Source organism: Ectopseudomonas oleovorans, assembly GCF_029845265.1.
GTDB classification, from domain to species: domain Bacteria; phylum Pseudomonadota; class Gammaproteobacteria; order Pseudomonadales; family Pseudomonadaceae; genus Aquipseudomonas; species Aquipseudomonas oleovorans.
This window is the reverse complement of the sequence record NZ_JAOCLK010000004.1, coordinates 35,896-49,018: the sequence shown is the minus strand read 5'-3', so window position 1 is coordinate 49,018 and position 13,123 is coordinate 35,896. Positions and strand designations below refer to the sequence as shown.

Annotated in this window: 9 protein-coding genes; 6 read left to right on the top strand and 3 right to left on the bottom strand. The window is 62.6% G+C overall.

The genetic code is table 11. The annotated features are described in order from the left end of the window. Positions 1-17: 17 nt before the first annotated feature. The 3 genes from hisG to hisC all read left to right on the top strand — a co-directional run bounded on the left by hisG (position 18) and on the right by hisC (position 3,255). Entirely contained in the window at positions 18-653 is a 636-nt protein-coding gene (hisG, locus tag N5J71_RS03360; RefSeq protein ID WP_061240588.1) for an ATP phosphoribosyltransferase, read from the top strand. A gap of 126 nt (positions 654-779) precedes the next feature. Further along, complete coding sequence (gene hisD, locus N5J71_RS03355) at positions 780-2,090, top strand: histidinol dehydrogenase (protein WP_074675872.1); 1,311 nt, start codon at positions 780-782, stop codon at positions 2,088-2,090. Between the two features lie 112 nt (positions 2,091-2,202). After that, positions 2,203-3,255: a histidinol-phosphate transaminase gene (hisC, locus tag N5J71_RS03350; protein WP_279916287.1), complete on the top strand. Its 1,053-nt coding sequence runs from the start codon at positions 2,203-2,205 to the stop codon at positions 3,253-3,255. A gap of 324 nt (positions 3,256-3,579) precedes the next feature. On the opposite strand, the gene algW is transcribed toward hisC, so the two are convergent. Continuing rightward, entirely contained in the window at positions 3,580-4,722 is a 1,143-nt protein-coding gene (gene algW / locus N5J71_RS03345; protein ID WP_279916286.1) for a Do family serine endopeptidase AlgW, read from the bottom strand. Positions 4,723-4,832: 110 nt separating this feature from the next. Here algW and N5J71_RS03340 point away from each other — a divergent pair, with 110 nt between their 5' ends. Next, positions 4,833-5,591, top strand: a complete 759-nt coding sequence (locus tag N5J71_RS03340; protein WP_125873829.1) for a Nif3-like dinuclear metal center hexameric protein — start codon at positions 4,833-4,835, stop codon at positions 5,589-5,591. A gap of 31 nt (positions 5,592-5,622) precedes the next feature. Here N5J71_RS03340 and N5J71_RS03335 read toward each other — a convergent pair whose 3' ends face one another. Beyond that, the gene (locus tag N5J71_RS03335; RefSeq protein ID WP_279916285.1) at positions 5,623-6,423 is read right to left on the bottom strand and encodes an alpha/beta hydrolase; all 801 of its coding nucleotides are present in this window, start codon (positions 6,421-6,423) and stop codon (positions 5,623-5,625) included. Positions 6,424-6,541: 118 nt separating this feature from the next. Further along, positions 6,542-9,781 carry an autotransporter family protein gene (locus N5J71_RS03330; protein ID WP_279916284.1) on the bottom strand — a complete coding sequence of 1,080 codons (3,240 nt, stop codon included), beginning with the start codon at positions 9,779-9,781 and terminating at the stop codon, positions 6,542-6,544. Positions 9,782-10,214: 433 nt separating this feature from the next. On the opposite strand from N5J71_RS03330, the gene cysD reads away from it, so the two are divergent. Together cysD and cysN are read left to right on the top strand one after the other, a co-directional pair. After that, a complete protein-coding gene (gene cysD / locus N5J71_RS03325) occupies positions 10,215-11,132 on the top strand; it encodes a sulfate adenylyltransferase subunit CysD (RefSeq protein ID WP_279916283.1) in 918 nt (305 codons plus the stop codon). A 12-nt stretch (positions 11,133-11,144) separates the two neighbouring features. Further along, a complete protein-coding gene (cysN, locus tag N5J71_RS03320) occupies positions 11,145-13,040 on the top strand; it encodes a sulfate adenylyltransferase subunit CysN (RefSeq protein WP_279916282.1) in 1,896 nt (631 codons plus the stop codon). Positions 13,041-13,123: the final 83 nt, after the last annotated feature.

Here is a 13,123-nt window from a genome sequence, read left to right as displayed (position 1 = left end):
TTCAAGGAAACCGTTTCATGCTGACCATTGCCCTGTCCAAAGGCCGCATTCTCGATGACACCCTGCCGTTGCTGGCAGCGGCGGGCATCGAGCCGACCGAGAACCCGGACAAGAGCCGCAAGCTGATCATTCCGACCACTCAGGATGATGTGCGCCTGCTGATCGTGCGGGCCACCGATGTGCCGACCTATGTCGAGCATGGCGCGGCCGACCTCGGCGTGGCGGGCAAGGACGTGCTGATGGAATACGGCGGCCAGGGCATCTACGAGCCGCTGGATCTGCAGATCGCCAAGTGCAAGCTGATGACGGCTGGCAAGGTCGGCGCGCCGGAGCCGAAAGGGCGCCTGCGCGTGGCCACCAAGTTCGTCAACGTCGCCAAGCGTTACTACGCCGAGCAGGGCCGTCAGGTCGACATCATCAAGCTGTACGGCTCGATGGAACTGGCGCCGCTGGTGGGGCTGGCCGACAAGATCATCGACGTGGTCGACACCGGCAATACCCTGCGTGCCAACGGCCTGGAACCGCAGGAAATGATCGCCACCATCAGCTCGCGGCTGATCGTCAACAAGGCGTCGATGAAGATGCAGCACGCGCGCATCCAGGCCCTGATCGAGACCCTGCGTGGCGCCGTCGAGGCGCGACACCAAGGCTGACTCCTTTGCGCGGCCTCTGGCCGCGGCAGCCTATCCGTGTCATAGCCATTTTTCTTGGGTGCCCGCACGGTGGGCTTGCTACATTACGGGCGCCCGAGAAAATGCCATTTAGATGAGGCTTTCGCTATGACCGCACCCGTTGCCATCCGCCGACTCAACGCTGCCGACACGGACTTCGCGCGTCATCTGGATCATCTGCTGTCCTGGGAAAGCGTCTCCGACGATGGCGTCAACCAGCGCGTGCTGGAAATCATCCAGGCCGTGCGCGAGCGCGGCGATGCTGCCCTGGTCGAATACACCCAGCGTTTCGATGGTCTGGAGGTCGCCTCCATGGCCGACCTGATCCTGCCGCGCGAGCGCCTGGAGCTGGCCTTGACCCGCATCAGTCCGGCCCAGCGCGAGGCGCTGGAAGTCGCAGCCGAGCGTGTGCGCAGCTACCACGAAAAGCAGAAGCAGGATTCCTGGCGCTACACCGAAGCCGACGGCACCGTGCTGGGGCAGAAGGTCACCCCGCTGGATCGCGCAGGCCTCTATGTGCCGGGCGGCAAGGCGTCCTATCCGTCCTCGGTATTGATGAACGCGATTCCGGCCAAGGTCGCCGGCGTGCCCGAGGTGGTGATGGTGGTGCCGACCCCACGCGGTGAGATCAACGAACTGGTGCTGGCTGCTGCCGCCATCGCCGGGGTCGACCGCGTGTTCACCATCGGCGGCGCCCAGGCCGTGGCTGCGCTGGCCTATGGCACCGAGAGCGTGCCGCCTGTGGACAAGATCGTCGGTCCCGGCAACATCTATGTGGCCACCGCCAAGCGCCATGTGTTCGGCAAGGTGGGCATCGACATGATCGCCGGGCCGTCGGAGATTCTCGTGGTCTGTGACGGCCAGACCGACCCGGACTGGATCGCCATGGACCTGTTCTCCCAGGCCGAGCACGACGAGGACGCCCAGTCGATCCTGGTCAGCCCGGATGCCGCCTTCCTCGACCGCGTCGCCGAGAGCATCGCCAAGCTGCTGCCGACCATGGAACGTGCCGAGATCATCCGCACCTCGCTGGAAGGCCGTGGCGCATTGATCCAGGTGGCCGACATGGCCCAGGCCATCGAGGTGGCCAACCACATTGCGCCGGAGCACCTGGAGCTGTCGGTGGCCGACCCGGAAGCCTGGTTGCCGCAGATCCGCCATGCTGGCGCGATCTTCATGGGCCGTTACACCGCAGAAGCCCTGGGCGATTACGTGGCCGGCCCCAACCACGTGCTGCCGACCTCCGGTACCGCGCGCTTTTCCTCGCCGCTGGGGGTGTACGACTTCCAGAAGCGCTCGTCGATCATCTTCTGCTCGCCGGATGGCGCGTCGGAGCTGGGCAAGAGCGCGTCCGTGCTGGCCCGTGGCGAGTCGCTGACTGCCCACGCGCGCAGCGCCGAGTACCGGATCAAGCCATAGGCCAGACCGAACCTGTAGGAGCCAGCTTGCTGGCGAGCCGCGGCTAAAGGCATCGCCGGCAAGCCGGCTCCTACACAAAACAGATCGAACCATTTCGAGGAGAGAAGGGCAGATGAGCAAATTCTGGAGCCCCTTCGTCAAGGACCTGGTGCCCTATGTACCGGGTGAGCAACCCAAGCTGAGCAAGCTGGTCAAGCTCAACACCAACGAGAACCCCTACGGCCCGTCGCCCAAGGCCATCGCGGCGATGCAGCTCGAGCTGAACGACGACCTGCGCCTGTATCCCGACCCTAATGGTGACCGCCTGAAGCAGGCCGTGGCCGAGTATTACGGCGTCCAACCGGCCCAGGTGTTCGTCGGCAACGGCTCCGATGAGGTGTTGGCGCACGCTTTCCATGGTCTGTTCCAGCATGAGGCGCCGCTGTTGTTCCCGGATATCAGCTACAGCTTCTATCCGGTCTATTGCGGCCTGTACGGCATCGAGTACCAACAGCTGGCGCTGGACGAGCAGTTCCAGATCCGCGTCGAGGACTATGCCCGGCCCAACGGCGGCATCATCTTCCCCAACCCCAATGCGCCGACCGGCTGCCTGCTGCCGCTCGAGGCCATCGAGCGCCTGCTGCAGGGCAGCCCGGATTCGGTGGTGCTGGTAGACGAGGCCTATATCGACTTCGGCGGCCAGACGGCCATCGCTCTGGTCGACAAGTACCCGAACCTGCTGGTCACCCAGACACTGTCCAAATCACGTTCGCTGGCGGGGCTGCGTGTCGGTATCGCGGTTGGTCACCCGGATCTGATCGAGGCGCTGGAGCGGATCAAGAACAGCTTCAACTCCTATCCGCTCGACCGTATGGCCATCGCCGGCGCAGCAGCGGCTTTCGCGGACCGTGATTATTTCGAGAAAACCTGCCAGCAGGTGATCGAAAGTCGTGAGGCAGTGGTCGCCGGTCTGCAGGGGCTGGGTTTCGAGGTGCTGCCCTCGGCGGCGAACTTCGTCTTCGCCCGTCATCCAGGCAAGGATGCTGCCACGCTGGCGGCCGGGCTGCGCGAGCAGGGGGTGATCGTGCGCCACTTCAAGCAACAGCGCATCGCGCAGTTCCTGCGTATCACCATCGGTACCCCGGAGCAGAACCAGGCCCTGCTGGACGTGTTGCGGGGGCTCTGAAGGCGCCCGACTGTTAGCTGCAGTGCACGAAAAAGCCGGCGTGATGCCTAGGGTCTGTTGCCGTTTCGACGCGGCCGTGCGCGAAACGGCAACAGACCCTGATGTCGATCAGATAAGGTTTTTGGCTTTTGTAGGGTGGCCCGGGCGGCGCTCCGCTTCAGTCCTCCAACGGCGGCCAATGTGGGCTGAAGCCCACCCTACAAGTCGAACCGCCGGGCAACAGTTAAATTCGTTCCTATACGATTGCAGCGCCCGTAAACCAAGCGTTTAGGCACTTAACTGACTGGCATTAGGCGTGATGCCGGCTATTTCGTTGCGTAGAACTCAGTTGTCGTTGACTGGCGGGCGGATGCCGATCTCGGCGGTCAGGCTCAGTGTCTTGCCGTTGCGTAGCACCTCGATGCGAATCTTGTCGCCGGGCTTGGTGCGTGCGACCTGATTCATCGAGCGTCGGCCGTCGCTGGCCGCTTCGCCATCGATGCTGAGGATCAGATCGCCCGGCTGCAGGCCGGCTTTCTGTGCCGGACCATCGCGATAGACACCCGCCACGACGATGCCGGGGCGTCCATCGAGACCGAAGGATTCGGCCAGCTCCGGCGTCAGCGGCTGCACCTCGACACCGAGGTAGCCGCGAATTACCTGGCCGTGCTCGATGATCGCGCGCATCACCTCCAGCGCCAGTTTGACCGGGATGGCGAAGCCGATGCCCTGTGAGCCGCCGGACTTGGAGAAGATCGCGGTATTGATGCCCACCAGATTGCCATGCGCATCGACCAACGCGCCGCCGGAGTTGCCGGGGTTGATCGCGGCATCGGTCTGGATGAAGTCTTCGTAGGTGTTGAGGCCCAGCTGGTTGCGCCCGGTGGCACTGATGATGCCCATGGTCACGGTCTGGCCGACGCCGAAGGGGTTGCCGATGGCCAGGCTGACGTCGCCGATGCGAATGTTGTCTGAGCGCCCGAGGGTAATCGCCGGCAGGTTGGGCAGGTCGATCTTCAAGACGGCCAGGTCGGTTTCCGGGTCGCTGCCAATCACCCGTGCCAGGGTTTCACGGCCGTCCTTGAGGGCTACGACGATCTGGTCGGCACCACTGACCACGTGGTTGTTGGTCAGCAGGTAGCCTTCCTTGCTCATCAGTACCGCCGAGCCGAGGCTGGACTCCATGCGCTGCTGGCGCGGCAGGTTGTCACCGAAGAAACGGCGGAAGGCGGGGTCTTCGAACAGCGGATGGGCGGGCTTGCTCACCAGTTTGGTGGTGTACAGGTTGGCCACTGCGGGGGAGGCGGTATCGACAGCCTCGGCATAGGATACCGGGCCTTCCTGCAGGCGACTGTAGATCGGCGCCTGCACCAGCTGCACGTCCTGGCGTGGCAAACCGACCCATTCCGGGTAGCGCTGGATCAGCAGGAGTGCGAGCAGCACGCCAACCAGCAGCGGCCAACCGAGAAAACGCAGTGCCTGGGGCATCGAGACAATCCTGAGGGTTGCGGGGGCCAATTCCGGCCCTTAAGGTGGCGCATTATAGTGAGGTGCTCGCCAATTAGGCAGCGGCCCGCAACAGCTTGTGAGGAATCTTCATGGCCATTGCCCTGACCACCCTAGTGGAAGAAGCTGACGCCTTTCTTAATGCGTCGCGAATCAGTGATTACTGCCCCAATGGCCTGCAGGTCGAGGGGCGCCCGCAGGTCAGCCGTATCGTCAGCGGCGTTACCGCGAGCCAGACATTGATCGAGGCCGCCATCGACGCCAAGGCCGATGTGCTGCTGGTGCATCACGGCTACTTCTGGAAGGGCGAAAACCCCTGCGTCACCGGCATGAAGCAGCGTCGCCTGAAAGCGCTGCTGGCGCACGACATCAGCCTGCTGGCCTATCACCTGCCGCTGGATGTGCACCCCGAGGTGGGCAACAACGTGCAGCTTGCACGTCAACTCGGCATCGTCGTCGAAGGCCCGCTGGAGCCGGAAAACCCGCGTACCGTTGGCCTTGTCGGCTCACTGGCCGAGCCGATGAGCGCCGCCGATTTTGCCCGGCACATCCAGCAGGTGCTCGGGCGCGAGCCGCTGCTGGTTGCGGGCGACGGGCTGATCCGCCGCGTTGGCTGGTGCACGGGCGGCGGCCAGGGCTATATCGACCAGGCGATTGCCGCCGGGGTCGACCTGTACCTGACCGGCGAAGCCTCCGAGCAGACCTTCCACAGCGCGCGTGAGAATGGCGTGAGCTTCATCGCGGCCGGTCATCACGCCACCGAGCGCTACGGCGTGCAGGCGCTGGGTGATTATCTGGCACGGCGTTTCGCCCTCGAACACCTGTTCATCGACTGCCCGAATCCGATCTGAGCGCAGCGCATTTGGCGCTGAGCAGATTGCTCTAGGGCGAGCTACAAGTCGGCGTCATGCCACGCCGTGCGCGCCATGCATCCGTCCAACCGTTGTAGTGATCGAGGCCGGCAAGCTGCTCGATCTCGATGCACGATGAGTCGCCCAGGTATTGCTGCCAGCGCTCGGCCAGATTGGCCGGAACGTTGCGGTCCTGCATGCCGACCAAATGGCGCTGCGGCAGCTTTTGCAGGCGTTGCCTGTAATCGAGTGGCTCAAGTGAGCCATGCAAGGGACTGAATCGCTGTTGAGCCGCCCAGAGTCTTGGCGAAAGGTTGCCAGCCAGGCTTTGCACCGCCGATACGTCATCGCGCCGTGCGGCCAGTAGCAAGGCCAGCGCGGCGCCGCCAGAGTAGCCGATCAACTCCAACTGCTTGCTGCCGTATCGTTGTTTGAGCATGTCGAGCGCTTGATCGAGTGCGACGAGGACCTCGGGGGAGAAGCGCGCATCCGTCCATAATCCGATATGGCAACTTGCATTGCGGATGTACTGGCAGGGGCGCGCCAGCCAGGCGGCAGGTTGCGGGTCGCTGAGGGCCAGTAAAGCGAACCAGTCACCGCTGGGCGTGGGGTCGAGGCTGGGCTGGCCAGGGGTGATCCAGGCGCGACCATCGCCTTCGATGTAGACCCTTAAATGGGGACTGGCCTTGGGGTTGCGAGCCACCGCGGCCAGCAGCGGGAAGGGCTGGCTGTCTAGCACGAGTAGCTGGTGTCTGACCGAAAGTTGTTCTTCCAGGCGTTGTTTGGCTGGCGCGGCGCAACCGGCCATTGTGAGTATGAGCGACAGCGTCATGAGCGGGTAAAGTCTGCTAGTTGTTTTCATGGCTGCTCGTCATTCGAGAAAATCTTCATGCAAAAGCGAACGCCCGGCTCAGGCCGGGCGTTCGGGTACAGCGGACAGGCTGGGCGGCTTAGAAGTCGTAGCGCACCTTGGCCTGGAACACGTCGGCATCGAAGTCCGACTTGCCGATGCGATCATAGCTGCCGCCCAGGGTTAATGCCCCGATACGGTAGTTCAGACCGATACCTGCCTCGTAGCTATCGCGCGAGGGCTTGGCGCCACTGGTCACGAAGGGCGTACCGCCCAGTACGTAGGAGGAGGTGCTGCGTGCCTGGTCGGCGGCGAAATCATGATAGGCCATCAGGCGCAGTTCCGGCTCCAGGGAGCCCTGACCGACGCGAATCTGGCTTGCCAGGCGAGCGCCTGCTCCCAGTTCGATGACTTCGTAACGCTGATCTTCCGTACGCAGGGCGGCGGACGAGCCCTTCTCCCGGTAGCCATCGATGTCGACGCGACTGTAGCGGCCGGCGACGCGTGGCTCCAGAGTGATGTTGCCTGCGTGCAGGCCGTAACCGGCCGTGACATTCAGACCAAGCAGCGAGCTGTCGTAGTTGCCTTTGGCCTGAGTGCCGGCGATGTAGCGTTTGCTGCTGTTGTCGTTGATGCCGTAGCTCAGGCTGGCATCGACGAACAGATTACCCTGCTCGAAGCCCGAATACAGGGTCAGCAACTGGCTGTCGACATCGGTCTTGTTACCAGTGTCGCTTTTCACGTCGGTGCGTAGGTTGCTGTACGCGACGCCGAGGGTCAGGTTGTCGCTCAGCTTGCCGTCGATACCAATGGAAATCCCCTTGCTGTCCGCATCGTAGCCGGCGATGCCGTCGCGACGGCCCTGGTCGGCGCTGCTGCTCAGCCCCTGCACCCAGACGCCAGCCTGGCTGAACGACGAGCCCGAGGAGCCGCCGCGCAGGGACGAGGTGCGGGAGCCGACCGCGCTGCTGGTCAGGCCCTGAGCGCCAGTGGCTGCCCGGCTGGCAGCACCATCGACTTGCGGGGTGAGTTGCTGGGCAAGTTTGGCCAGCTCGGCTTCACCGGCATTGGCGAAGGCCTGGGCGACGGCATCGTTGCTGTCGATGTTGCCCTGCTTCAACACGCCGCTATAGAACGGCGCGAAAGCGGCCTGGGCGTTACCGCTGGCACCGGCACCAGCAAGGATGTCCTCGGCCTGACTTGCGGCCTTGCCGCTGACGGTGGCCACTATCTGATTGTCGCCCACATTGAATTGATCGACATTGAGCAGCGCGGAGCTGCTGCTGACCTGCAGGCCCTGGTTGTCGATGGCTTCGGCGGCGAGCAGCAGATATTGCTTGCCGTCGGCGCTGAAGTCGCTGCCTACCGGTGTCAGCAGAAGCCGGCTGCCGTTGGCGAAGTAGGCGGTGCCGTTGACATCGAGAATTGCCTGGTTGTCGTTGGTGGCCTGGCTCAGGCTCAGCTCCACAGTGGCGCCGGTATTGACTTCCAGTGCACCATTGAGCGTGGTGTGCGGCCGTAGCAGAACCAGGTAGCCGGCTGTACCGTTGGGGCTGTCGCTGCTGTTGTACAGGTCGACCCAGCCCTTGCCTGCTTCACCGGTGCTAGGTGCGACCGTGCTGATGCTGTCGCCATCGAAGATACCCTTGCCGGTTACATCCAGCTTGAAGATACCCGCCAGGTTGCCGCCTATGGTGCCGCCGGCCAGCTCGACGCTGACCTGATTGCCGCTGCCGCCTTGAACGGCGTACTGGCCGCCCTGGAGCAGGCCGGCGCTTTGGGTTACGTGCACCGGTGCGACGCTGTTGTCGCCGATCCAGATGCCGAAATCGTTACCTTTGATCGTACCGCTGTTGTGGATACCGCCGGCGATGCTGGCTTGTTCCAGGCGGATGGCGCGAGCGTCATTGCCGGTGGCGATGATCGAGCCACTGTTGTTCAGGCTACCGCTGGCTTCGACGTGGTCGAGATAGAGGCCATGGCTGCGCTCGCTGGCGCTCACGGCAATGGTGCCGCTGTTGGTGATCGATTGCACCGTGGCGGGTTTAACGCCCGATAGGTCGAGACCGAAAGCGATCTTGCCGTCTGCCTCAATCTTTCCGGTGTTGACGATGTCGGCCTCGGCCAGATCGCTATTGAGGATCTGGATACCCGCCACCTTGTTGCCGGATACCTTGATCGAACCGTCGTTGCGCACTTCGCCATCGGCATCGGAGCCGAACAGCAGGATGCCTCGGGTATCAGCCTCGCTGCTCGCTGTGACAGCGGCATTGCTGGTGTTGGTGACGGTGATGCTGCCTTCGTTGGTCAGACCGTCGACATTGCTGTTGAACAGCTCTATGCCAATGGCTTCATCGCCGCTCTGCACATCGATGCTGCCGAGATTGACCAGGCTGCCCTCGATATCGCTATCGTCGATCTGAATGCCGACGGCTTCGCCGGCAGGAGCGGAAGCGCTGATGGTGCCTGTGTTGCTCAGGCTGGCCAGCTCGCTATCGTCGACCTTGATACCTGTCGCATCACTGCCTGCCTGGGTGGTCGCTGTAATGTCGCCCGAGTTGCTGACCGCGCCCGCAGTGACGTCCTCCAGCCAGATACCCAGAGCCTCGGTAAGGGCGGTAGCCTTGATGCTGCCTGCATTGAGCAGCGATTGGATGCTGACCTGAGAAATATCGTATCCGCGCGCTTCTTTACCGCTGACTTCGATGCTGCCGGTGGCGCTATTGATGATGTCCGCTTCGGCCAGGTCGCTGTCGAGAATCTGGATACCGGTGGCGTCCGCTTCATCGTTGCCATTGACCTTGATCTGGCCATTGTTGCGCACATGACCGTCGATATTGGCGTACTGGATGAAGATGCCGGAGGGATTGCCTTCCTGAATGCTGTCGTTGACGTCGATGCCATCGGTAATGGTGATGCTGCCGTCGTTGACCACGCCGCCTTCGATATCGGCATATTCGATGGTGATGCCCTGGGCCATCAGACCGGAGGCGTTCAGGCTGCCTTTGTTGATCACCTGGCCGTCGATCTGTACCGCGTCGCCCCAGCCGTCGCCGCTGATATCCAGCGCGCTGGCGTAGTTGCCGACCTTTGCCTGCGGGCCGGTCACGGTAATCTGCGCATCGAGGATCAAATCCCCCTGCAGATCGGTGCCGTCAGCCAGTTCCACGGCATCTTCTTCAGTCGTCAGGCTACCGGTGATGGTCAGGGATTCGGTGAAGGTTTTACCTTCGAATTTTATTGGGCCGTTGCTGACGTCGTAAATGACGGCATGGGCTTGCAGGCTGCTGGTGGCGATGGCCAAGGCGAGCAGGGACTTTGCAAGATTCGGGTATTGCATGGGCGCTCTCCTTGAGCAGCAATAATCAATGACCGCGGTCTGGCGGCGGACGGGATGGTAATAAAAATAATGGCTAGATGCCACTTAAAGCGGCATGTCAAACGGCAGCTTTGTGCTGTGGGCTGGAACGGGCGGTTCCGGTTCTGGCGCAGTTAGCCGAGTTTCTCCCAGGTGAGGGCGTCTGTAGAAAGCGGCGTGATGTGATTCGCTTTCATCGAGATCGATGAATACGCGGGCCAGGAGATTGCGCCTGTTTCATCCGCGCCGGTTGCCGCCTCGTGGGGCTTTATGCGATAGCCTCGCGTAGACTTTTTTCGGATATAAAACTAGATCGTTTCGATCTAACCGGCGTTCTGAGTATAAGCAGACGCTGTGATAGAGTACGTGCTCGTCCACGGCCCGCCGGCCCCATAACAGCAAACCGTGAGTAGCCATGCTCGACAAACTGACCCATCTGAAGCAGCTGGAGGCGGAAAGCATCCACATCATTCGTGAAGTGGCCGCCGAATTCGATAACCCGGTGATGCTCTATTCCATCGGCAAGGACTCCGCCGTGATGTTGCATCTGGCGCGCAAGGCCTTCTTCCCTGGCAAGCTGCCGTTCCCGGTGCTGCACGTCGATACCCGCTGGAAGTTCCAGGAAATGTATCGCTTCCGCGAGAAGATGGTCAGTGAGTATGGCCTGGAGTTGCTGACCCACATCAACCCCGACGGTGTGGCGCAGGACATGAACCCCTTCACCTACGGCAGTGCCAAGCACACCGACGTGATGAAGACCGAAGGTCTCAAACAGGCACTGGACAAGTACGGCTTCGATGCCGCCTTCGGTGGTGCCCGTCGTGATGAAGAAAAATCCCGCGCCAAGGAGCGCGTGTATTCCTTCCGCGACAGCAAGCACCGCTGGGACCCCAAGAACCAGCGTCCCGAGCTGTGGAACGTGTACAACGGCAAGGTCAAGAAGGGTGAGTCGATCCGCGTCTTCCCGCTGTCCAACTGGACCGAGCTGGACATCTGGCAGTACATCTACCTCGAGCAGATTCCAATCGTGCCGCTGTACTTCGCCGCCGAGCGCGAAGTGATCGAGAAGAATGGCACGCTGATCATGATCGATGACGAGCGCATCCTCGAACACCTGTCCGATGAAGAGAAGGCGCGCATCACCAAGAAAATGGTGCGTTTCCGTACCCTCGGCTGCTATCCGCTGACCGGCGCGGTGGAGTCCACGGCACTGACCCTGCCCGAAATCATCCAGGAGATGCTCCTGACCAAGACCAGCGAACGTCAGGGCCGGGTCATCGACCACGACCAGGCTGGTTCGATGGAAGAGAAGAAACGTCAGGGCTATTTCTGAGGATCGCGCACCATGAGTCACCAATCCGATTTGATCAGCCAGGACATTCTCGCCTACCTGGCCCAGCACGAGCGCAAGGAACTGCTGCGCTTCCTTACCTGCGGCAACGTCGACGACGGCAAGAGCACGCTGATCGGCCGCCTGCTGCACGACTCCAAGATGATCTACGAGGATCATCTGGAAGCCATCACCAAGGATTCCAAGAAGGTCGGCACCACCGGCGATGACATCGACCTGGCGCTGCTGGTCGACGGCCTGCAGGCTGAGCGCGAGCAGGGCATCACCATCGACGTGGCCTACCGTTACTTCAGCACCGCCAAGCGCAAGTTCATCATCGCCGATACCCCCGGCCATGAGCAGTACACGCGCAACATGGCCACCGGCGCTTCGACCTGCGACCTGGCGATCATCCTGATCGACGCCCGTTACGGTGTGCAGACCCAGACCAAGCGCCACAGCTTCATCGCCTCCCTGCTGGGCATCAAGCACATCGTCGTCGCCGTCAACAAGATGGACCTGAAGGACTTCGATCAAGGTGTGTTCGAGCAGATCAAGGCCGACTACCTGGCCTTCGCCGAGAAGATCAACCTGCGTCCGACCACCCTCGAGTTTGTGCCGATGTCGGCGCTCAAGGGCGACAACGTGGTCAACAGGTCCGAGCGCTCGCCCTGGTACACCGGCCAGTCGCTGATGGAGATTCTCGAGACCGTCGAGGTCGCTGGCGACCGCAACTTCGATGACCTGCGCTTCCCGGTGCAGTACGTCAACCGTCCGAACCTGAACTTCCGCGGTTTCGCCGGCACCCTGGCCAGCGGCGTCGTGCGCAAGGGCGATGAGGTCATGGCGCTGCCTTCGGGCAAGACCAGCAAGGTCAAGTCCATCGTCACCTTCGAGGGCGAACTGGAACATGCCGGCCCGGGCCAGGCGATCACCCTGACCCTGGAAGACGAGATCGACGTGTCGCGCGGCGACATGCTGGTGCATGCCGACAACCGTCCGCAGGTCACCGACAGCTTCGAGGCCATGCTGGTATGGATGGGCGAAGAACCGATGCTGCCGGGCAAGAAGTACGACATCAAACGTGCGACCAGCTACGTGCCGGGCTCGATCCCGAGCATCGTGCATCGTGTCGACGTGAATACCCTGGAGCAGGGTGCGGCCAGCGAGTTGAGGCTCAACGAAATCGGCCGGGTCAAGGTGGCGCTGGATGCACCGATCGCCCTGGATGGTTACGAGTACAACCGCACCACCGGTGCCTTTATCGTCGTCGACCGCCTGACCAATGGCACCGTCGGCGCCGGCATGATCATCGCCGACCCGGTCGCCCATGGCGGCGGTCAGCATGGCCGCCTGGCCCATGTGTCGACCGAGGAGCGTGCTTCGCGCTTCGGCCAGCAGCCGGCCACCGTGCTGTTCAGTGGCCTGTCTGGCGCGGGCAAGAGCACCCTGGCCTATGCCGTGGAGCGCAAGCTATTCGACATGGGCCGTGCCGTGTACGTGCTCGACGGCCAGAACCTGCGCCATGACCTGAACAAGGGCCTGCCGCAGGATCGCGCCGGCCGCGCCGAGAACTGGCGCCGCGCCGCCCATGTGGCGCGTCAGTTCAACGAGGCCGGCATGATCGCCCTGGCCGCCTTTGTCGCTCCGGATGCCGAAGGTCGCGAGCAGGCCAAGGCGCTGATCGGTGCCGAACGCCTGGTTACCGTCTACGTCCAGGCCTCGCCGCAGATCTGCCGCGAGCGTGACCCGCAGGGGCTGTACGCCGCTGGTGGTGACAATATCCCGGGCGAAGGCTTCCCCTACGACGTGCCGCTGGATGCCGATCTGGTGATCGACACCCAGACGCAGTCGGTCGAGGAGGGCGTCAAGGCGGTGCTGGATCTGCTGCGTAGCCGCGGCGCGATCTGACGTTCTTGCGCTGAACGAGAAGCCCTGCAGTGATGCGGGGCTTTTTCATTCCCGGCCAGGCAAGGCGCCGACCGGTTGTAGGA